The 21,771-nt window shown below is 64.8% G+C and carries 19 protein-coding genes; 8 read left to right on the forward strand and 11 right to left on the reverse strand.

The genetic code is table 11. The features are described 5' to 3' along the window. Positions 1–169 precede the first annotated feature (169 nt). Positions 170–559, reverse strand: coding sequence for a VOC family protein (locus ACZI8R_RS16100; RefSeq protein WP_463380656.1), 390 nt, complete (start codon positions 557–559; stop codon positions 170–172). A gap of 323 nt (positions 560–882) precedes the next feature. Here ACZI8R_RS16100 and ACZI8R_RS16105 point away from each other — a divergent pair, with 323 nt between their 5' ends. Then, a complete protein-coding gene (locus ACZI8R_RS16105; RefSeq protein ID WP_463380657.1) occupies positions 883–1,524 on the forward strand; it encodes a TetR/AcrR family transcriptional regulator in 642 nt (213 codons plus the stop codon). A 107-nt stretch (positions 1,525–1,631) separates the two neighbouring features. Here ACZI8R_RS16105 and ACZI8R_RS16110 read toward each other — a convergent pair whose 3' ends face one another. The 4 genes from ACZI8R_RS16110 to ACZI8R_RS16125 all read right to left on the reverse strand — a co-directional run bounded on the left by ACZI8R_RS16110 (position 1,632) and on the right by ACZI8R_RS16125 (position 6,532). Further along, positions 1,632–3,464 carry a phosphoenolpyruvate carboxykinase (GTP) gene (locus tag ACZI8R_RS16110; RefSeq protein ID WP_463380658.1) on the reverse strand — a complete coding sequence of 611 codons (1,833 nt, stop codon included), beginning with the start codon at positions 3,462–3,464 and terminating at the stop codon, positions 1,632–1,634. 244 nt (positions 3,465–3,708) lie between these two features. Next, positions 3,709–4,020: a DUF6802 family protein gene (locus ACZI8R_RS16115; RefSeq protein ID WP_463380659.1), complete on the reverse strand. Its 312-nt coding sequence runs from the start codon at positions 4,018–4,020 to the stop codon at positions 3,709–3,711. Positions 4,021–4,145: 125 nt separating this feature from the next. Next, positions 4,146–5,618, reverse strand: coding sequence for a P-loop NTPase family protein (locus ACZI8R_RS16120; protein WP_463380660.1), 1,473 nt, complete (start codon positions 5,616–5,618; stop codon positions 4,146–4,148). Then, positions 5,618–6,532 (reverse strand): hypothetical protein, encoded by a 915-nt coding sequence (locus ACZI8R_RS16125; RefSeq protein WP_463380661.1) that lies wholly within the window; start codon positions 6,530–6,532, stop codon positions 5,618–5,620. Before ACZI8R_RS16125 ends, ACZI8R_RS16120 begins: the two co-directional genes overlap by 1 nt. Before the next feature lie 143 nt (positions 6,533–6,675). Here ACZI8R_RS16125 and trmB point away from each other — a divergent pair, with 143 nt between their 5' ends. The 3 genes from trmB to ACZI8R_RS16140 are packed head-to-tail and all read left to right on the forward strand — an operon-like array spanning position 6,676 to position 11,187. Further along, entirely contained in the window at positions 6,676–7,452 is a 777-nt protein-coding gene (gene trmB / locus ACZI8R_RS16130) for a tRNA (guanosine(46)-N7)-methyltransferase TrmB (RefSeq protein WP_463380662.1), read from the forward strand. Continuing rightward, the gene (locus tag ACZI8R_RS16135) at positions 7,449–8,165 is read left to right on the forward strand and encodes an NYN domain-containing protein (RefSeq protein ID WP_463380663.1); all 717 of its coding nucleotides are present in this window, start codon (positions 7,449–7,451) and stop codon (positions 8,163–8,165) included. The genes trmB and ACZI8R_RS16135 overlap by 4 nt, the downstream gene beginning before the upstream one ends. A 10-nt stretch (positions 8,166–8,175) precedes the next feature. Further along, a complete protein-coding gene (locus ACZI8R_RS16140) occupies positions 8,176–11,187 on the forward strand; it encodes an MMPL family transporter (protein WP_463380664.1) in 3,012 nt (1,003 codons plus the stop codon). On the opposite strand, the gene ACZI8R_RS16145 is transcribed toward ACZI8R_RS16140, so the two are convergent. From ACZI8R_RS16145 to ACZI8R_RS16165, 5 genes are all read right to left on the reverse strand, one after another. After that, the gene (locus ACZI8R_RS16145; RefSeq protein ID WP_463380665.1) at positions 11,162–12,970 is read right to left on the reverse strand and encodes a DUF2339 domain-containing protein; all 1,809 of its coding nucleotides are present in this window, start codon (positions 12,968–12,970) and stop codon (positions 11,162–11,164) included. The two genes, ACZI8R_RS16140 and ACZI8R_RS16145, sit on opposite strands and share 26 nt — an antisense overlap. 63 nt (positions 12,971–13,033) lie before the next feature. Continuing rightward, on the reverse strand, positions 13,034–13,672 hold the full coding sequence (locus ACZI8R_RS16150) for a DUF1707 SHOCT-like domain-containing protein (protein ID WP_463380666.1): 639 nt from the start codon (positions 13,670–13,672) through the stop codon (positions 13,034–13,036). 95 nt (positions 13,673–13,767) lie between these two features. Then, positions 13,768–14,421, reverse strand: coding sequence for a response regulator (locus tag ACZI8R_RS16155; protein ID WP_463380667.1), 654 nt, complete (start codon positions 14,419–14,421; stop codon positions 13,768–13,770). Beyond that, entirely contained in the window at positions 14,414–15,619 is a 1,206-nt protein-coding gene (gene macS / locus ACZI8R_RS16160; protein ID WP_463380668.1) for a MacS family sensor histidine kinase, read from the reverse strand. The genes ACZI8R_RS16155 and macS overlap by 8 nt, the downstream gene beginning before the upstream one ends. Continuing rightward, positions 15,616–16,806 carry an AI-2E family transporter gene (locus ACZI8R_RS16165; protein WP_463380669.1) on the reverse strand — a complete coding sequence of 397 codons (1,191 nt, stop codon included), beginning with the start codon at positions 16,804–16,806 and terminating at the stop codon, positions 15,616–15,618. Before ACZI8R_RS16165 ends, macS begins: the two co-directional genes overlap by 4 nt. A gap of 188 nt (positions 16,807–16,994) precedes the next feature. Here ACZI8R_RS16165 and ACZI8R_RS16170 point away from each other — a divergent pair, with 188 nt between their 5' ends. After that, positions 16,995–18,452, forward strand: a complete 1,458-nt coding sequence (locus ACZI8R_RS16170) for an adenylate/guanylate cyclase domain-containing protein (RefSeq protein ID WP_463380822.1) — start codon at positions 16,995–16,997, stop codon at positions 18,450–18,452. Between the two features lie 27 nt (positions 18,453–18,479). Further along, the gene (locus tag ACZI8R_RS16175; RefSeq protein ID WP_463380670.1) at positions 18,480–19,601 is read left to right on the forward strand and encodes a lysylphosphatidylglycerol synthase transmembrane domain-containing protein; all 1,122 of its coding nucleotides are present in this window, start codon (positions 18,480–18,482) and stop codon (positions 19,599–19,601) included. On the opposite strand, the gene ACZI8R_RS16180 is transcribed toward ACZI8R_RS16175, so the two are convergent. After that, on the reverse strand, positions 19,598–20,455 hold the full coding sequence (locus tag ACZI8R_RS16180) for an alpha/beta fold hydrolase (RefSeq protein WP_463380671.1): 858 nt from the start codon (positions 20,453–20,455) through the stop codon (positions 19,598–19,600). The genes ACZI8R_RS16175 and ACZI8R_RS16180 overlap by 4 nt on opposite strands. A 79-nt stretch (positions 20,456–20,534) precedes the next feature. Here ACZI8R_RS16180 and ACZI8R_RS16185 point away from each other — a divergent pair, with 79 nt between their 5' ends. Together ACZI8R_RS16185 and ACZI8R_RS16190 are read left to right on the forward strand one after the other, a co-directional pair. Then, positions 20,535–21,107, forward strand: a complete 573-nt coding sequence (locus tag ACZI8R_RS16185) for a TetR/AcrR family transcriptional regulator (RefSeq protein ID WP_463380672.1) — start codon at positions 20,535–20,537, stop codon at positions 21,105–21,107. Positions 21,108–21,197: 90 nt separating this feature from the next. Beyond that, entirely contained in the window at positions 21,198–21,755 is a 558-nt protein-coding gene (locus tag ACZI8R_RS16190) for a YceI family protein (RefSeq protein WP_463380673.1), read from the forward strand. Positions 21,756–21,771 lie beyond the last annotated feature (16 nt).

Consider the following 21,771-nt stretch of genomic DNA (forward strand, 5'->3'; position numbering starts at 1 on the left):
GACACACCGGAATCGACCATGGCGAAGAAACTATCGCGCGCCTCGTCCAGCTTCGACGCACATCCCGTCATCGCACATCACCCACACCTGATCAGGAGCCGTGGTGCATCGACCGGTTGACCCCGCCCCAACTGAACGTGTGTGACATTGGTCAGGCAGCGGTGGGCGGTCAGGATTCGTTCGGAGTGGCCCATTCGACGATCTGGAAGATCACGCCGTTGGGATCGGTCACCTGAAACAGGCGCTCACCCCAGGGCTCCTCGCGCAGTGGCAGCGTGATCTCGACTCCGGCATCGCGCAGCCGCTTCTCGTAGTCCGCGATCCCCTCCGTCACGGTGAACGCCAGAATCAGGCCGCCTGCGTGCTGATCCCGAAATCCCGGCGGGAGCACTTCGGTGCCACGAGCCAGCAGGACGATGTCCAGAGCGTCCGCCCGAGTGAGCGAGGAGAACCCTTCGGCCGACGCCTGAACCGAGAAATCCAGGTGGTCGACCAAGAATTCCTGCGACGCTGCTATGTCGTCGACGGTGAGCGAAACGGTGGATGCAACAAATTTCACGAGAGACTCCCTACGAGGGTTGGATTCATCGGGTCGGCGAACGCGGAAGCGATCAGTACCCGCGACGGCGCGGGAGGTTACGAGGAACTGGGTTGCGGTTCCCGCCGCGCCCTGCCGCCGAGATGTGCCGGCGGTTCCCGTAGCGAACGGCCGGGCCGACCGGCTTACGCCCTGATCGAGCATTCGAATTGGAGGTGGCACCGAGTTCGAACATGAAACCCTCCCTCGTTGTTCTCTCGTCGTATTTTTACGACCGACGTAATTATAGCCTGACACACCTCGATGCTGTCAACATAAACTTCGTATCGGGGTATAATTTATCCATGACCATCGACACCGCGCCCTCGGGCCTGCGCGAATCCAAGAAGAAAGAAACCCGACAACTCATCTCGGATCACGCAACACGCCTGTTCATCGCCCAAGGTTTCGAGCAGACGACCATCGCCGAGATTGCCGCGGCTGCCCGCATCGCGAAGAAGACCGTCACCAACTACTTCGCACACAAAGAAGACCTGGCACTCGACCACCAGGACGAGTTCACGGCGTCCCTGGCCTCCACCGTCGAGAAGAGGGCCGCGGGCGAGTCGGCACTGCAGGCTCTGCGCCGCGCCTTCGAGAATTCCGTCGCCGCCCACGATCCGGTGTCCGGCTTCTCCGGCGCGGACTTCGCGCGCATGGTTGCCGACAGCCCGACGCTCACAGCCTGCGTCCACGGACTGCACGACCAGCGCGAACTCCACCTGGCCAACGCTCTCGCCGAGGCCACCGACACCTCACCGGACGACATCGAGGTTCGCGCGTCCGCCGGCGTGCTCGGCGCCGTCCACCGCGTGTTGTTTCAACGCATCCAGGACCTCACCATCGTGAGCAGGCCGGACGACGAGATCGCAAAAATCGTCAGCGCGGAAGGCGTCCGGGCGTTCGACCTGATCGAACCGGCCCTCGGCAGCTACGCCGTCGCATGACCCCGACGGCGGCCGCGCCGTCGCATGATCCCGAAACGACGAATGTCACACCGGTTCGCGTGAGCTGAACCTGTGTGACATTCGTCGAAAAAAGAGGGAGGGACTGACTAGCCGAGGCGCTGCTTCAGAGCCTCGAACTCGTCACGCACGCTGGACGGCACCTTCTCGCCGAGGAACTCGAACCACTCCTCGATTTGGGGAAGCTCTGCCTTCCACTCGTCGACATCGACCTTCAGCGACTCGTCGACATCCGCAGGCTCGACGTCGAGGCCCTCGAGGTTGATCTGCGAGGCGGTCGGGACGTTGCCGACCGGTGTCGATTCCGCAGCGGCCTTGCCGTCGATGCGGCCCGCGATCCACTCGAGGACGCGCGAGTTCTCGCCGAAGCCTGGCCACAGGAAGCGGCCGTCGTCGCCGCGACGGAACCAGTTCACGTAGAAGATCTTGGGGAGCTTCTCCGCATCGGCGTTCTTGCCGAGGTTGCCCCAGTGCGCGATGTAGTCGCCCACGTTGTAGCCGATGAAGGGGAGCATGGCCATCGGGTCGCGTCGAACGGAGCCGACCTTGCCCTCTGCTGCGGCGGTCTGCTCGGAGCTCATCGTGGCGCCCATGAACACGCCGTGCTGCCAGCTGAGCGATTCGGTCACCAGCGGGATGGTCGACTTGCGACGTCCACCGAACAGGATCGCGGAGATCGGCACGCCCTGCGGGTCGTCCCACTCGGGTGCGAGGGTCGGGCACTGCGACATCGGGGTGCAGTAGCGCGAGTTCGGGTGCGCGGCCTTCTCCTCCGACTCGCGCAGGACCCAGTCGCGGCCCTTCCAGTCGGTGAGGTGATCGGGCTCGCCTTCGAGGCCTTCCCACCACACGTCGCCGTCGTCGGTCTGCGCGACGTTGGTGAACAGCGTGTTGCCGGCCTCGATCGTCTTCATCGCGTTGGGGTTCGACGACCAGTTGGTGCCGGGTGCGACGCCGAAGAAACCGAACTCGGGGTTGACCGCGTAGAGACGGCCGTCCTCGCCGAAGCGCATCCATGCGATGTCGTCACCGAGGGTCTCGGCACGCCATCCGGGGATGGTCGGCTGGATCATCGCGAGGTTGGTCTTGCCACACGCGCTCGGGAAGGCAGCGGCGACGTAGTACGCCTTGTCCTCCGGCGAGATCAGCTTGAGGATCAGCATGTGCTCGGCGAGCCAGCCCTCGTCGCGTGCCATCGCCGATGCGATGCGCAGCGAGTAGCACTTCTTGCCGAGCAGCGCGTTTCCGCCGTAGCCGGATCCGTAGCTCCAGATCTCGCGGTCTTCGGGGAAGTGCGTGATGTACTTGGTGTCGTTGCAGGGCCACGGCACGTCCGCCTGGCCTTCTTCGAGAGGCGCGCCTACCGAGTGCAGCGCCTTCACGAACGGCTTGTCGGTGCCGAGCTTCTCCATGGCGGCTGCACCCATACGGGTCATGATGCGCATGGACACGACCACGTACTCGGAGTCGGTGATCTCGACACCGAGCTTCGGGTCGTCCGCACCGAGCGGGCCCATGCAGAACGGCACCACGTACATGGTGCGTCCGCGCATGCTGCCGCGGTACAGCTCGGTCATGATGGACCGCATCTCGGTCGGGTCCATCCAGTTGTTGGTCGGACCTGCGTCGATCTCTTCACGCGAGCAGATGTATGTGCGCGATTCGACGCGTGCGACGTCCGACGGGTCGGAGTTGCCGACGAAAGAGTTCGGCTTCTTGTCCTCGTTGAGCTTCGTGAACGTGCCCGCATCGACGAGTTGAGAGGTCAGTCGATCCCATTCGGCGTCCGAACCGTCCGCGAATACGACACGGTCGGGCTGAGTGAGTTCGGCAATTTCCTTCACCCAAGCGAGCAGCTCGCTGTGCTCGGTGGGGGGCGTGCCGTCAGTTCCGTTCAGACCGGGAATGGTCGCTGAGGTCATCAAACTCTCCTGGGGTGAGCCGGAACCGGATCCGGGCAATCGCCGATGCAAGAGCCGTGCAGCAGTCGAGCGCCGAACCCGACTTTCCCCCTCTCGGCCGGGGAACAGCCGCGCTGTCCAAACGAATGGACGACGCGGGCGCCGGGTGTCCTATACCTAGAGGTTAACGCCGGGAGTCCCCACATTGGCAATCGGGTGCGGTCGGATCTGTCACAGGACCGATTCAGTACCCGGGCGACGTATGTCAGTCCTGGCCGAGCGCGCCCTGATCGGTCTGCTCCCAGTGCGGTTCGCCGTCCTCACCACGGTGAAATTCCCAGGCCTCGTACTCGCCGTCCTCGTGCACCATCGTCACGTTGTCGGCAGTGCCGTCACCGTCCAGATCGGTGGCCACGACGAGGGCATCCCCGGTGTGGAAGCTGACCGAGTCCAGAACTCCGTCACCGTCGATGTCGTGGGTGGGATCGGTGAGCGCGACGGCGTCGGAATCGTGCCCGAAATGCTCGGGGTCGATATCGGGGAGGTCGTTCATCATGAAGCTGTCGGCAGTCGCCATCGACATTCCCTCGCCTTCGGATCCGTGCAGTGCGACACCAGTGGTGGATGCCGCCTGCATTGCGTGACAAACACAAGAAGATACGGACATTACGCCTGGCCCCCGTCGCCGCTCGATCAATGCACTCACGTGATCAGACGCGCCGGACCGCCGTTCGGTTCCGCATCGGCCGAATCAGTATGGCCGAGCCTGGCCGTCAGGCCAGTACGACCCAGAGCAGCGAGGTCGCGGTCGCACGCGGCGAGTTGTCCCGATCGCCTTCGTCCGGTGCGGCGGATCTCGGAATCCAGCGCCGCCACCTTCTCGTCGACGTCGACCGCATGTGAGCGGCTCTGTTGCATGATCGCCTCGCCCGCGCGGGCCTCCGCGTCCACCAGTCTGGCCAGCACGAACTGATCCAGTTGAGCCCTGACGTGAACGAGTGCGTCGGCTGCCCACTGCCGCATGTGAGCGCGTTCGGCGACGTGCCCGCGGGCCCGTGTCAACCACCAGGCGGCCAGAGCGCCCAGCAGCAGAGTGATCGGAATGGTGGCGATGTCGAGGGCGGGCACCATCGCGAGGGGCGAGACGACGAGTCGACCGAGACCCAACCCCGCCGACGCTCCGATCAAGATCGTCATTCGGTCCTCGAGCCCACGGTGCCGCGGTTCCGGATCGTCCGGCATTTCGACGGTCGGACCAATTTTCGGCTCCGCTCCGCTGTCCACGCCCAACCTCGAATGCATGACGTCGATCCGGGTGTCGGTGATCCCGCCGATTCCGCGACCGCTGTCGGCGACGAGCATCGCCAGCCGTTGCGGGTACTCGGCGAGCGCCTTCGGGTCGGCGCGGGCGATCTCGGTACGCGTGGTTGCCCCGACTGCACGGCTCGAGGAGGCAACCTCGTGCAGTAGTTCGACCTTTGCCAATTGCGCTTCGCTTCGCATCCGAGCAACGCGCTCGGCGCGACGTCCGTCGCGCCCGGCCAGTAACTCGGTCCGCTCACCGCGCAGCAACGTCGCCGGGTCGTTCTCGCGGACGGACTCGGCCGTGGTCACGATCATCTGCCGGGTCTGTTCGACGATGTCGACGGCGGCGAAACTGCGCTTCGGCACACCCTTCGTGGCGGTGAGGATCGCTTCGAGAAGATCTTCCACCCCCGACGCGCCTGCGGACGCCGACACCGGATGAACGGGCGCATCGACGAAGTTCGGGGCGTGGTCGGCGAGCAGGCGTCGGTCGCGGCCCAGTACGGACGACCAATCCCGGTGCAGATCCGTCTTGGTGAGTGCGAGGACGACCCGGTCTGCACTGTCGCCGGCCTGTCGAAGAATGGACAACTCCTCGCGACCTATGGCTGCGGCCGCGTCGAAGAGCACGAGCGCGACAACCGCTCTAGGGGCCGAACCTGCGTCTCCTTCCGCGAACTCGACCGTCTCGGCCGATGCATGGCGCCGGAGCGCCTCGATGAGGGTGGTCTTGCCGGACCGGGGTGGTCCGACCACTCGAACCGAATCGGGGACGACATCTCCGGCCGGCCTGAGCAGGTGCCTGGCTCCCGCAGGATTCCAGCGAGCAACCACCGAGGTGGCCTCGTCTGTCAGATCCGAATCGCCCATCAGGCCCCGCGCGCTCTGGCTTGGCCGGACAAACGAGCCCATCGGCGGACGTAGTCGCGGTGCACCGTGAGCACCTGACGTCGCTGACGGGCGGGCAGTCCAGCGGTGGCCTGCTCCTTCCACCACTGCGCGTTTCGAAGGGCCTCGTCGGCGGTGCGTGGAGTGCCGGGCGCGCGGGCGGACAGTTCCGGCAGTTCGGCCTTGGCCGCCGCAGCCTCCAGCGCGACCGCCCCATCGCTCGTCACGTACTGCTCGATGACGTCGCGCGCGGCGAAACTTCGAGCCGCCTGCCGACGCAGTTCACGCACCAGAACACCTCCCCGCACGGTTTCCACCGAACGAATACCCGCCGTCACCGCATCGACGATCCCTTCGGCTCCCTCCGCAGTGGGGGCGTTCAGTGGATGGACCTGCGCTCCGCACGTTCGCGAGCAGTCGTCGATCCGCGCAGCGAGGTCCGGCACATCCGCACCCAGCGTGTCCGCCTTGTTCAGCACGACCACCACGGTGTCGGCGTCGGTCGCGTCCAACGCCTGCCGATCGGCAGCCCGCACCGCATCCACCACGACGTAGACGAGGACTTCTGCGTCCAGCACAGGGTCCGTTGCCCCCGGAACGTCGAAAGCTGCGGTCTCCACGAAGTCGGCCTGTAGCCGCTCCGGTGTGACATTTCTCAGCATTGTGGCCACAGTGGTCCGCCCGACACCTGCCCGCCCGGCAATCTGGACTCGAACCGGCGCCGAATGGATGTCGAACGCGGTCCGCAGAGCATCGGCCGCGACCCGATCGAACGAGGCGACACGGTGCACAAGATCATCCGACGCGACGGCCGGGCTGCCACTCGATCCCATGGTCAGGCCCCCGGTCGCCCCGACCGCCGGGGCATGGACGCCCGACTCTCTCGTGATCTCCATGTGCTCTCCCCCTGTGTGTAGAACATTGCACCCGCCCCTGTTTCCGCGCCGATTCTGTCAGATGAGAACACGTGCAGCGCGCCCAACCATGCTTGTCGTACTGGGGTTTTCTGCCCAAGTCTCAACCAAAACTTCAGACCCGTGTGCCGGAAACACCGATCATGCGTGACAATGGTCCGGTGAACGACGCCGATCAAGAAGCTCCCGTGACAGCAAACGACGGGCAGACGAAGGAATCACGAGGGTCCCGTCTGTATCCGCGAGTCACCAGCTTCCGCTCACGCAGAGGTTCTCTGACCGAGGCTCAGCAGGCTGCTTGGGACCGCCAGTGGCCTCTGATCGGCGCCGACGTATCGGACGATCCACTGGACGCCGAGGCCTGGTTCGGCCGCTCCGCGCCACTGATCCTCGAGATCGGGTCCGGCACCGGCACTGCGACTTCTGCCATGGCCAAGGCCGAGCCGGAGAACAACTTGCTCGCCGTCGAGGTCTACCGGCCCGGGCTGGCACAGCTGTTGCAGCAGGTCGAGCGGGAATCGATCCCGAACATTCGTGTTCTCCGCGGTGATGCGATGGACGTCCTCGAAAACATGATCGCGCCGGCGTCCCTCACCGGAGTGCGAGTGTTCTTTCCGGACCCGTGGCCGAAGGCCCGCCACCACAAACGTCGGCTCCTGCAGGCCCCGACCTTTGCGCTCATCGCGAACAGACTGATGCCCGGTGGCGTCCTCCACGTGGCAACCGACCACGCCGAGTATGCCGAGTTCATTGCCGAGGTAGGCGCCGCAGAACCGCTTCTGACCGCCCTCGATTGGGAATCGCCGATGACGCACGAACGTCCGGTCACCAAGTTCGAAGACAAAGCCCATCAAGTCGGAAGACCGATCACAGAACTGATTTGGGGGAAGATCAAGTCATGAGTGTCAGCGAACAGCTTCCCCAGGTGGGCGGTGTGTCCTCCGAGTCGGCTGGAGTCGCCGGCTCCGGCGGGGACATCGGCGGCCCCAAGCGCGTCCTTCTCGTCTGGGATGCCCCCAACCTCGACATGGGGCTCGGCGCCATCCTCGGTGGCCGTCCGACCGCCGCGTACCGCCCTCGATTCGACGCACTGGGCCGTTGGCTTCTGTCCCGCACAGCGACCCTTTCGGCCACCACCGAGGGCACCCTCGAGCCTGAAGCGACCGTTTTCACCAACATCGCCGCAGGTAGCGCCGATGTTGTCCGTCCGTGGGTCGAAGCGTTGCGTAACGTGGGTTTCGCGGTGTTCGCCAAGCCGAAGGTCGATGAGGACAGCGATGTCGATTCCGACATGCTCGAACACATCGCACTTCGGCGCGGTGAGGGGTTGGCCGGCGTCATGGTCGCCTCCGCCGACGGTCAAGCTTTCCGTGAGCCGTTGGAGGACATCGCTGCAACCGGTATCCCGGTCCAGGTACTCGGATTCCGTGAGCACGCCAGTTGGGCGGTGGCGTCCGAAGTTCTGGACTTCGTCGACCTCGAAGACATTCAGGGCGTGTTCCGGGAGCCGCTGCCTCGGGTGAGCCTGGAAACCTTGCCCGACGAAGGTGCCTGGTTGCAGCCGTTCCGACCGCTTTCCGCCCTGCTCGTCGGGCGAAAAAGTGCTGCCGAGTAGGAGTTGATCAGTGTTCGCCAGCTGGGGAAGCTTTGTCTACCGAGCCCGCTTCACCGTCATCGCCGTCATGGTGGCCGGACTGTTGGGTCTGGCCGGCTACGGCCTCAGTCTCGAAGACAAACTGAGTCAGAGCGGCTGGGACGATCCCGGGTCCGAGTCGGTCACCGCCTCCAAGCTGGCTGACGACACGTTCGGGCGCGACACGATGGCCGACGTGGTGGCTTTGTACACGGCACCCGAGGGTAAGACGGTCGACGATCCGGCGTTCCAGGCGAAGGTCAGCGAGAATCTGAACTCCCTGCAGACCGAGCACAAAGACCAGATCCTCAAGATCAACGGCAGCTATTTCGAGGCCGATGGCGTCATCGGCGCAGGCCAGCCCATCCTTGCGGACGCCGACAAGAAGCACGCGATCGCCAGCATCGGCATCGTCGGCGCCAACGACACGGAAATCACCAATAATTTCCGTGACGTGAAGGACGCGTTCTACATCGACGGTGTCGATGTGCAGCTTGCCGGCCTGCAGCCCGTCGCGGGCGCTCTGAACGACACGATGGCGCAGGACATCAAGCGCATGGAGATGCTCGCCATCCCTGCCGTGGGTGTGCTGTTGTTCTTCGTGTTCGGCGGTGTCGTCGCGGCGGCCCTGCCACTGATCATCGGTGGCCTCACCGTGGTCAGTGCCAACGGCATCGTCCGTCTCATCACCAACTTCACCGAGGTCAACGCATTCGTCGTGCCCGTGGTCTCACTCGTCGGGCTAGGTCTCGCGATCGACTACGGCTTGTTCATAGTCAGTAGATTCCGCGAGGAAATGGCGGAGGGCTACGACACCGGGCCCGCCGTACGCAGAACGGTGATGACCGCGGGTCGCACCGTCGTGTTCTCGGCAACCATGATCGTCGCCAGCCTCGGCGGCCTACTGCTCTTCCCGCAGGGCTTCCTCAAGTCGGTGGCCTACGGCGCCATCGCGACGGTCATGCTCGCAGCCGCCACCTCCATCACGATCCTGCCCGCCATCCTCGGCATCCTCGGCAAGCGGATCGACATGCTGAGCCTCAAGCGCTTCCGCCAGACGAAGAACGCGGAGGAGATCGAAAACAGCATCTGGGGCCGGCTCACCCGCTGGGTGATGCAGAACCCGCTCAAGGTCACCATTCCGATCGTGATCGGCCTGCTGCTGCTGATCGTTCCGCTGACCGGCATCAAGTTCGGCGGCATCAACGAGACGTATCTGCCGCCCGGCAGCGACACTCGTGCGGCACAGGAACAGTTCGACGAGTTGTTCCCGGACCGCCGCACCGAGCCCGTCAAGTTGGTCATCCAGGGCGACGACGCGGCCGCGGTCAACAAGGCGGTGAGCCCCCTCATCAAGGAGGCCAGCGACGCTCCGGGCCTGGTCAGCAACTTCGCACCGTCAACGGCCACCAAGGACGGCGTGGTCGTTCTCCAGGCCGGCCTGGAGAACCGCAACGAATCCACCGCCACCATGGACTATCTGCGGTCCATGGAGACTCCGGACGGTGTGAACGTCCTGATCGGCGGTACACCGGCGCTCGAGTACGACAGCATCAACGCGCTGCTCGACAACTTGCCGCTGATGGTGATCCTCGTTCTCGTGGCCACCACCCTGCTCATGTTCCTGACCTTCGGATCCCTCGTGCTTCCGATCAAGGCAGCGTTGATGAGTGCACTGGGCCTCGGGTCCACGCTGGGCATCCTGACGTGGATCTTCATCGACGGCAACGGCGCCGGACTCCTCAACTTCACCCCGGGGCCGATCATGTCCCCAGTGCTGGTCTTGATCATCGCGATCGTCTACGGCCTGTCCACCGACTACGAGGTGTTCCTGCTCTCTCGCATGGTGGAGGCCCGAGCCCAGGGCGCGAGCACCACCGAGTCGATTCGGGTCGGCACCTCTCATACCGGGCGCATCATCACCGCCGCAGCGCTGATCCTCATCGTCGTCACCGGTGCGTTCGGCTTCTCCGAACTCGTGATGATGAAATACATCTCGTACGGCATGATCGCGGCCCTCGTCATCGACGCCACGCTCATCCGTATGTTCCTCGTGCCGGCGACCATGAAGTTGCTCGGCGACGACTGCTGGTGGGCTCCCGCGTGGATGAAGCGAATCCAGGAGAAGGTCGGCCTGGGTGAGCCGATCCTCGACAACGAATTGATGCCGAAGGACGTTCCGGAACTCACTCCGATCGGTGTCGCTTCTGCCCCGCCACCGTCCAGGCGACCTGCGCGAGGCGACTACGTTCCACTGCTGAACGAGCCACTCACCCAACCGATCCCGATCGTGTCCGCTGCCACCAAGAAGCTGTCCTCGGAGCAGCGCAAGGCCAGGCGTGCGGAGCAGGACAACCGACGCTCTGCGACGGGACGTCCGGCTCGTGCGCCGCAGGAGACCGAGGACACGGAGTCGCAGGCACCGCAGCAGCAGGCTCCACGCCAGGAAGCTCCGCAGCAGCAGGCACCGAGCGCCGGGATCCCCCCGCTGCCGACCCGCCAACGCCCGACTCCGCAGGGTGGGTCCAGCCCGCTGAGCTCGCCGAACCAGGGCGGGCCTGCCTCGGCCGCCCCGCCCCAGCAGCAGCCTTCGAGCGGTCCTGCTGTCGAATCCCGACCGATCGAAAGTTGGCTGGCCGACCTGCGTTCGACATCCGCATCCGAACCGCGCCGTTCGGGTCCCACATCAGGTGCACCGGCGCTACCCACCCGGTCGCGTCAATCCGTGCCGGCCCCGTACACCCAGGAGGCGCCGGCATCGCCCCGCATGCGGCCGACGCCGGTGATGCCAACTCGCCGACGCCGCCTCATCGAAACCTCGGATTCCGATTCGAGCTACGCGAACGGGTCCTACACGAACGGCACCACCAACGGCACCACTAACGGCGAAGCCAACGGTTCGTCCGCTCACGACGAGGCCGTCGACAACAGCGGCCGGCATCGTGGAGACGAGGGCAACGCGGTGAGCGTCAGTGAGCTCATCGCCCGTCAGAAGCGCCACTGATCGGACCTCGTTCTGCGAATTCGCGCGCATAGCGGGTTCCTGCCCCGAGGAGGAGCAGGCCGACCGCGATGAACGCGAATACGCGGGCGATGCCGCTCAGCGTGGCGAGGTCGAACAGGAAGAGCTTCGCGACGGCTGCAGCTGTAAGTGCGAGGCCGACGCCCAGCGCCATCCGTGCGTGGTCACGATGTGCCAGACCGAACAGCAGGGCCGCAGTGGCGGCCAGCATCCAGACGACGGTCGCGACACAATGGCCGGCAACGAAACCCGCCTCGGTCTTCGTGATCGCCGTACCCGCTGCCACGAAGACGCTGGTGGTCGCGTAGAGAACCCCGACGCCCGATGCCAGCCAGAGCAGCCGGAGGTTGGCGCCACTCACCAGTTCGAGCCGGTGGGCCTGCACGGCTGTCGCCACGAAGCCTGCAGCCAGCAGAACCCCGGAGAGCACCACGGGGAATCCGAGCTCGTCGAGGGCGAATTGCTCGTCTACGAGGGCCGGCAGGGTCGCCGCATCGAGGTGGACGATGCAGGCAAAGACCGTGTAAGCCACACCGATTCCGTAGCAGATACGCGACCGAGACTGCCCGGCTACGACGAGGAAGACCACGCCCAGACCGGCAACGACGACCGGGCCGATGGCAGTCGTCGACCACAGCATGCAGAACACCAGGAGCTCGAGTGCACCCGTGCCGGCAATCGCGTATCGCGCATGTGCCGGCAACCGTCTTGCGGCAGCGCTGGTTCCGAGCATCGTTGCGGCGACGACACCGGCGAAGACGATCGATGTGGTGCGAGTGAACAGCTCACCGACGAAGAGCACGGGCAGCGTCGCGATGACGATGAGGACCGTCGCGGTGACGTCGCGAGAGTTCTTGTACAACAGAGCGATCGAAGACCCGAGCCCGAATGCGCAGACCGAGAATGCGGCAACCGCGATCCACACCGCGGTCGCTTCGTCCGTCCCCATGATGGCGGCCAGCAACGCAACGACGACAGGCAGCGTCCTGACCAACGACAGATACGGCCAGTCGCGGCCGATCTGCGCAGCGAACGTCGCGATCTGCACGACGAAGAGGAAGCCGATCAACGTCGTCGTCAGCCCGTCGGTCACGAAGGGCGCGAGCAACGCGCCGCCGAGAACCACTGTCACAGCGAAGGGTTGCGAGTCCCAGGTGACGGCGAGACCGACTCCGGCGGCCGTGATGCCGAGCGCGACCGCCATGCCCAGGGCCGGATGCAGCCAACCGTAGACCGCGGTGACCGCAACGGTGTCGAGGTAGGCGCCGGCAATACCCGTTGCAGCCAGCGCTATCCCGCCGACCCGTCCTCCGGACCGGGCGTACACCCGGACTCCCGCGAACACCAAGCTTATCGACAGAACCGCTCCGGCCGACACGCGAGGAACCGGACCGAAGAAGCCCGCCTGGGCAGCCAGAACCAGCAGCATCACCACTCCAACCAGGGTGACGCCGACACCGGCGAGGGCCAGGATGCGGCTGACGACACCGTCCCGCTGCCACCACGGGGTACGCGGCGGCTGCGGACGTGCCGCGTAGGGAGGTTGCGGGGCCGGGTAAGGAGGTCGCGGTGCCGAATATGCCGGATGCGGCGCAGGTTGCACAGGAGCTTGCGGCACAGGCCGGCGCTGAGCACCGGCCAGTTGCCCCTGCAACAGGGCGAAATTGCGGGTGGCATCACTCATCTGGCGGCCGAGCGAGTCGAGTTGGCCGGCCAGGTGCGCCACGAGTCGAGGATCTACGGGAGATGCTTGCGGAGCGGTCATACGTCGATATTCGCGGCAAGAAGGCTCGCGAACATGAGTAGTGCTACTCGAGCGGCGTGGGGACTACTGCCCGAGCATTTTCCTGATGGAGGAACCGAAGGGGTACTTGGCGGTGACGTTGCCGAAACGCATCTTGCCCCGCACCACCACGTGCAGCCGGCCGTAGGGCGGGCCGGACTTCACGCGGCTCGTGGCGTTCGATCCGATCGTCTCGATGCCGTTGAGATCGACCGTCGCTTCGTCCGGAACCACCAAGGAGATCGAGCTGGCGTAGTCGTCCACGTCGATGTGCACGACCTGCGTCGACATGATCGCCTTCGTGAAGTCGAGCGTCACCGAGCACATGCGGGTATCGACGTTGATCACCGGCGGAACGTTCCACGCACCTGACCGTGTCACACCCGACATACGCCCGCGGATCAGATTGTCGGGCCCGCCGTACGAGTGCACCTGGTGAGTAGCCGGATTGGCAATTGGTTGCGCCGCCGTCGTCGTCTGCGCCACCAGGTCGCCGTTGAGCGTGATTCCGGGGAGATCCACGATCACCGCGTTGAGATCGCCGCGGGTCTTCGAGGCCAGGACCGTGTCCATCCGCTCGGTGAACTCACCCAGCGACAGCATCCCCTGCCCGACCGCCCTCTGCAGCAGCTCACCGACGTGCTCCCGCTCGGCGTCGGACACGCGCAGGTTCCTGTCCTCCATGCGCACAAGGATAGGCGTTCGGGCGGGTGATGCCCACAGGGATTTCCCCTACGGGACAGCCCCCATTTCAGGGTCGTGCTCAATCGGAGCCGTACCTATTCGAGGCCCTGCTCGATCGCATACCTGGCAAGCTCGACCCGGTTCGCCAGTTGAAGCTTGCGCAGTGTTGCCTGCACGTGATTCTCGACAGTGCGGTGACTGAGGGACAGCTTGGTGGCGATCTGCTTTGCACTCAGGCCCTTTGCGACGAAGCGCAGCACCTCGGTCTCGCGCTCGGTCAGCTTGGGGAGTTCGGGGCCGTCGTCTCTCGGAGCATTCGACATGCGCCGGTATTCCCCGAGAACGAGTCCCGCGAGCCCGGGCGTGAACACGGCTTGCCCGTCCGCGGTGGCCCGGACTGCGTCGAGCAGTTCTTCCACGGACGCGCTCTTCACCAGGTAGCCGGACGCGCCCGCTTTGACCGCGTCCAGCACGTCGTCGCGCTCGGAAGAGGCCGAGAGCACCAGCACCCGACTTTCGCGTGACACCTCGAGCACGGCGGCGGTGGCGTCCGCACCGTTTCCGTCCGGAAGCTGCATGTCCATGAGTACGACCTGAGGTTGCACCGCGGCGGCTCTGCGTCGCGCCGATTCGACACCGTCTGCCGTGGCCACGACGGAGAAACCCGCACCCTCGAGATCGCGGGCCACCGCGTCGCGCCACATCGGATGGTCGTCGACCACCATGATGGTGAGTTGGTCGTCAGCCATGTTTCCTCCCCTTCGGAATACGTATCTCCCACTCGGTGCCCAATCCTGGGTCCGTGTCGATCTCGGCGGTACCACCGAGTGCTCGGGCTCGCCCGAGGATGGACTTCGACACCCCCATACGGCCTTCGGCCTCCGCCTCTTCCAGGCGCCCGTCGCCGATACCGACCCCGTCGTCACGCACACTCACGATCAGCTCGTCGCCGAGGTCCTCCAGCAGCACATAGGCTTTGGCGCCCGCCCCGGCGTGACGATCGACGTTCGACAAGGTCGTGTCCACGATGGCGGCCACTTCGTCGGCCACATTGCGTCCGACGACAACCGGGTCTGCGGGAGTGGAAACCGAAACCGTGGTACTCGAGCGCGTCCGCAGCAACAGCCGAACATCGACTTCCGACCCACCCGAATCCGAATCGGCACCTGTGCCCTGTTCCGAGATCAGCGTTCGGAGAGCCACCTCCTGTTCCGCCGCCATCGAGGCGAGTTCCTTTGCCGGTCCACCTATTTCATTTCCGCGGCGACCGACGAGGGCGAGGACCTGCAACACGCCGTCGTGCACTTCACGGGCCAGGCGTTCACGCTCCTCGGTAGCAGCGGTCAAACGCACGGCCCGCTCGAGTTGTGCCTGCGCACGGCGTGCTGTGGTGGTGGCGAGGCCGAGCGCCAGTCCCACCGAGATCAGAACCGGCGCCGTCGCGTCCTGCCACAGATCGAGGTTGATCTGATCCCGAACCACAGCGCTCACCATCGAGATTCCGACACCGGACGCCATACCCAACCAGGGCCCGCCCAGCACGGCGGCCGAGATCACGGCGTTGGTGGCCCACAGCGTGGTCGGCAACGTCTGATGGTGGCTGTACCAGTCATGTTCGGACACAAGTCTTGTCGATGCCATGAGCGCGACGACGACCACCTGGTCCGCAATCACGATCTGATAGCGCGGAACCTTGCCATGAGACAACAGGATCGCCGACAAACCCGACCACACCGCCATCAAGGCAACGAACACCCAGCTCAGGCGCTGGTTGCTGTAGTACTGCACCGACGCGATCTGATAGCTGATCGCGTACAGCAGCGTGATGAGCCGAAATGCCTGCGCTGCCCGCCACAACGGCGCGTCCGGTTGCGTGTTCGATCCCGCATCGGAACGAAGTCCGGGCCGATAGTGCAGGCGGGTCCGGTGGTCTCGGGTGTCGGTCATTCGTCGCGTTCGTCCTCAGGCTTCACAGGAGGGTCCTCCTGTGCCGAAGCGTCGTTCGGAGTCGCCGGGTAGAGAGGCACCAGCGGGTTGTTCACTTCCACACCTTCGGGAATCTTCTCGGGGTCATCGGCCAACAACGATCTGACCGCCGTGTTGAGCACTGCGACGATAGGTACCGCCACGAGGCCCCCGACGATTCCGGCCAACACGATGCCCGTGGTGATCGCGAGGACCACCGCGAGTGGGTGCAGTCGCACGGCCCGCCCCAACAGTAGGGGCTGCAGAACATGCCCCTCCAGTTGCATGATCGCGATGATGATGGCCAACACGATGAGTGCGGTGATCAGGCCTTTTGTCACCCAAGCCACCAGAACCGCCAGGAATCCGGCGAGGAATGCACCCACGATCGGAATGAACGCGCCCACGAAGACGATCGATGCGAGCGGTAGTGCCAGAGGTACACCCAGGATGGCGAGTCCGGCGCCGATGCCCACCGCATCGGCCGCAGCGACCGCCACCGTGGCACGCACGTAGCCGACCAGCGAGTGATAACCCTGTTCGCCCGCGAGGCGTACCCGTGCCCGTGAGGGCGTCGGCACCAGTCGCGTCACGAACTGCCAGACCTCGCGGCCGCCGTAGAGAAAGAAGATCAGCGTGAAGAGCGTCAGGAAGGCCCCGGCGAAGATCTCGGCAATGACGGTTGCCGTGGTGAGCGCGCCACTCGTGAGAACCTCACGGTTCGACTGCACCGCCCGCACCACGGAGTCGCCGGCCTGCCTGATCTGATCCTCGCTGATGTGGAACGGCCCGTCGATCAGCCAGGCCTGAATCTGGGTCACGCTGGCGGTGAACTGATCCGCCAGCCCCGGAAATCCCCTGATGAACTGTTCGACCACGAAGGCCACGATTGCCGCGAGTACCCCGAGGGCGGCCAGGAGAACCACCATCACCGCAACCGACCGTGGCACGCCGCGCACGTTCAGCCAGTTGACGAACGGGACGAGCAGCGCCGAGGACAACAAGGCGATCGCCACCGGAATGATCACGGTGTCGAGCTTCGTCACCAGGTAACCGAGGGTCAGCAGGCCGGCGAAGATCAGCAGCAGCCGCCACGTCCACTCGGCGGTCACCCGCACGATCGGATGAACGGCGGCGGCGTAATCGCGGCGCGGCTCGATCTCGCTCACTCGAGGAGCTTATCGAGAAAGGGTGTTCAGCTCATTGCTATTCGGTGTTCACGGCGACTTCCGAGACGTAAAACCCCCGCCTGACCGGCGACTGTCCGACACACCAGGTGTCAGCCGCTAAATTGAACACCGTGCGCAGATCATATAGAGCGATTGCGGTGACCATCCGCAGCAGATGGCCGCTCTATATGTTCTCCATGTTGATCGCCAACATGTTCGGTGCCGTGACGGTGTTCGCCTTCGTCCGGTACGGAATGCCGATTCCCGAGTCTGCGGGAATCATCGACGACCGCTTCCGCAATGCGGTGATCTTCGGCGGATACCTGCTGTTTGCGGGCGCGGTGAGCCTCACGGCGGCCGCGATGATGCTGCGATCGGTGATCAGATGGCAGTTGCGCGGTGGCCCGCCGCGGCGCAGTGAACAGATGTCGGCGCTGCACGCGCCGCTTCGGCAGGCGATCGTCCATCTGGTGCTGTGGATTATCGGCGGCCTCATCTTCGTGATTCTCACCGCAGCCGAGATGCCGGAACTCGCCGTCGCCGTCATCATCACGGTCTGCATGGCCGCCACGACGACCTTCGGGTTCACTTACATGCTCGGCGAACGCATTCTCCGTCCGGTAGCGGCGCGGGCGCTGAGCGAGGGCCAGTTCGACCGCACCATGGCTCCCGGCGTCGGTACCCGGATGGCGATGACATGGGGACTCGGCACCCTGATGCCCGTGATCGGCATCATCCTGCTGTGCGTCACACAGCTCACCACCGACCTGGTGTTCTCGCCGGATGCCCTCGCCTGGGCGATCACCCTGATCGCCCTTGTCGCGATAGTTCAGGCCTTTGCGCTCTCGATGCTGACGGCCAGCCAGATCTCAGACCCCATCAAGCAGCTCCGGCGTGCCATCGAGCGGGTACAACGCGGCGCCACAGACGTCCGCGTGGAAGTGTTCGACGGTTCCGAGGTCGGCCGACTACAGGTCGGGTTCAACCGGATGATGGCCGAGGCGGACGAACGCCGCCTCCTTCGCGAACTGTTCGGCCAGCACGTCGGCGAGGACGTGGCGCGCCGCGCACTGCAGTTCGGCACCGAACTGGGTGGTGAGACGCGATTCGTCGCGGTGCTGTTCGTGGACATGGTCGGATCGACGGGCGCCGCGGCGGAACGTCCCCCAGGAGAGGTCGTGGACCTGCTCAACGAGTTCTTCCGGGTCGTGGTGGATGTGGTCGATCGGCATCACGGCTTCGTCAACAAGTTCATGGGCGATGCGGCGCTCGCGATATTCGGCGCACCACTCGACCGGCCGGACGCCCCGACCGCTGCCCTCGCCGCGGCCCGAGAGCTGCGGTTCGCGTTGAACGAGATCACCGGCCTCGACATCGGGATAGGTGTATCCGCCGGGCTTGCCGTCGCAGGCAACATCGGCGCGTCGGAGAGATTCGAGTACACCGTGATCGGCGATCCGGTCAACGAAGCGTCCAGACTCACCGAACTCGCGAAGCTCGAACCGAGCCGAGTTCTGGCCTCGACCAGCGCACTTTACTTCGCGACCGACGACGAGCAGAACGAGTGGGTGCTCGGTGAACAGGTCAAGCTTCGAGGTCGTCGCCGCAAGACCCACCTGGCGTGGCCGGAGCGCTATCCCGAGTGATCCGTGCGCGTTGGTTAGTCTGACGTGGTGGTACCGCCTAGCTCCGCCCCCGGACCGACCGACTCCGGTCGGTCCCGAAGCCGATTCTGGTGGGTCAAGTGGGTGCTCGGTGTTGCCCTCGTCGCGCTCCTCGTCGTAGAGGGCATCTATCTGTGGCCCACCCTGCACGACTCCTGGCGAGCGCTGACGGAAATCCATTGGGGTTGGGTCGCCCTGTGCGTGTTCGCGCAGGCAGTGTCGTTGAGTGGGTTCGGCGCCGTCCAGCAGCGCCTGCTTCGGGCCGGCAACGTGGTGGTCAGTCAGCTCAAGTCGGTGTCGGTGATCTATGCGAGCACGGCGATGGCCGTCAGCCTGCCTGCCGGTCAGGTGTTCTCCACGGCCTTCACCTACAAACAGACCCGCAAGTGGGGCGCTACGCCCGTCGTCGCGTCGTGGCAACTGGCAATTTCCGGCGTCATCGCGGCCGGCAGCCTCGCGCTGATCGGAGCTGCCGGTGCGTTCGCCGTCGGCACCAAGGTCAGTCCGGTCACCCTCGCCCTCTCACTGCTGGGTGCCGGCGCCCTGTTCTACCTACTTCGCTATATCGCGAAGAACCCGGATTCGATCGAGAGCATCGGCCGCTGGATCCTCGTTCGCTTCAACCGGCTCCGTAAGAAGCCCCTCGACACCGGCCTGGACCGGTGGCAGGAAATCCTCGGGCAGCTCGACTCCGTCGAACTCAAGCGCACCGACATGCTCGCCACCTTCGGGTGGTCCGGCGTGCACCGTGCGTTCGACGTGGCGTGCCTCGGCCTCGCCTGTTGGGCGGTCGGTGCCGAACCGTCACTCCCTGGCCTCCTGATCGCCTTCGCTGCAGCCAAGGCCGTGGGCAGCATCCCGCTCGCACCGGGCGGCCTGGGCTTCGTCGACGGCACGCTGATCGCCACCCTCACTGCGGCGGGTGCCACAGCGCCCCAAGCCCTGGCCGCGGTCTTCGTATACCGCGTGGTCAGCTACATCATGGTCGCGCTGGTCGGCTGGGTGACGTTCTTCTTCCTCTTCCGCAGCAATCAGCACGAGAACCCCGAACTCGAACGCGGCTACGACGAGAAGTCACAGGGCGCTCGAACTCCGTGGCCACGGACCGTCGAGCCGGAGGCCGAGACCTAGTCTGCCGGCCATGTCGGTTCGACGGCATCGACCAATTCCCTGACCGCCTCGATGATCGCGTCGGGTCGGTCCTCGGGCATGAGCGTGTAGGTGTCGCCGATCTCCTTCAGACGGGAGTTCGGATACACCTCCGCGAGCCGCGGTCCATGTACGCGGGGCATCACTTTGTCCTCGGTGGCCCACAGGATCAGGACTGGCTTTTCGAAACTGCGATTGCGCTGCGCCCAGTCCAGCAGGGTGGCCTTGGGAGGCAGCGATCCGCCGTACTTTCGGAGGTCTCGACGAATCCGTTTGTCGGTGGTGGCCGGCTCGAACCAACCGTCCATCACCGACTTCGGGACGGGACGCTTGCTCATCCATCCCCACGCACCCGGCGCTCGCCTGAGCAAGGTCGAGCGAAAGCCCTGCATGAGAATAGCGAGGCCTCCCGGAATCGCGGCAGCGGCGGTCAGCCCGGCGCCGGGAAGTCCGGGGGGATAATTGTCGAAGGCCTCGCAAGGCGTCAGCACCAGATTACTGATCCGGCTACTGTCTCCGTTGGCGATCAGGACTTGGATGCCTCCCCAATCATTCTGCACGACAGTCACATCGACGAGGTCGAGCTTGTCGAGGAACTCGCCGATCAACAGGCCCAGCCCCAAGAGCGAGAGGTCCGCGTTCGGGCGCATCGGAATTCGGTGGGAACCGAGCGGGAGTAATGGCAGCACGCAGCGGTAGTCCGGAGCCAAGCCCTTCACGACGTTCCGCCACACCGTGTGATCGATCGTCACGCCGTGCAGAAACACCACTACGGGTCCACTTCCACCCGTGTCCTCGTACTCCACGGTGCCCGTACTCAGTTCGATCTTCTTCATGGTCATCTCCATTTGATAGATCGTTCTAGTTAATCAAGGCTACGATGGTTTCCATCGGCTGCACAAGAGCGGAGAGACCTTGAACGACACAAAAGTGCGAATCCTCGCGGCCGGCACAGAACTGTTCAGGCGGAACGGTTACACCGGAACCGGCCTCAAACAGATCGCGTCGACCGCCCGCGCACCGTTCGGTTCGATCTACCACTTTTTCCCCGGCGGAAAGCAGCAGCTCGGCGATGAGGTGATCCGATCTTCCGGCGAGAGCTACGCGGATCTGGTCTTCTCGATCCTCGACGGATTTCCCGACATCGTCGAAGGTATCGATGTGGCCTTCACCCTGGCTGCGGACTCCCTGGTCGCAACCGACTACGCCGATGCTTGCCCCATCGCGACGATTGCGCTCGAGGTCGCGAGCACGAACGAACTGCTCCGGGAAGCCACTGCAGACGTTTTTGCCGATTGGATCGAGCGCGGCACCCGAAGTTTCCAGACAAGGGGCCTCAGCGAGGCCGACGCGAGGCAGCTGACGCTGGGCCTGATCACCAGCCTGGAGGGGGCATTTGTACTGGCCAGGGCCATGCGGAACACCGAGCCGCTGCGCGTGGCCAGCGTGACTGCGCAGAACCTGGCACGATCACTACTCGAAATGTGACCGGGATCACCTCAGGGTTGCGGAAGCATTCCAATGGGTCCATAGTTGAGGACAGAAGAACTTGAAGCTTCAACCACTTAGGAGATTCGGATGACTTCCGCCACCACCACCACGCTCCCCGGCCTGACCGCAGGCACCTGGGCCATCGACCAGGCCCACTCCACCGTCGCCTTCTCGGTGCGTCACCTGATGGTGAGCAAGGTTCGGGGCACCTTCAACGACTTCTCCGGCGCCATCACCGTCGCCGAGGACGGTGCCGCATCCGTGAACGCCGACATCCAGGTCGCGTCCATCGACACCAACAACGACGACCGTGACGCGCACATCAAGTCGGCCGACTTCTTCGACGCAGAGCAGTTCCCCACCGCGACCTTCAAGTCCACCGGCGTCCGCGCCAAGGGCGAGGACTACATCGTCGACGGTGAGTTCACCCTCCACGGTGTCACCAAGCCCGTCGAGCTGAAGCTCGAGTTCAACGGCGTCAACGCCGGAATGGGCAACGGACCGGTTGCCGGCTTCGAGGCCAGCACCGTCCTGAACCGCAGGGACTTCGGCATCAGCATCGAAATGCCGCTCGAAGGCGGCGGAGCTGTCGTCGGCGACAAGATCACCATCACCCTCGAGATCGAGGCCGGACTGCAGTCCTGATCTCGGTCCTCTCGAG

The sequence above is a fragment of the Rhodococcus huquni genome, from assembly GCF_055231055.1.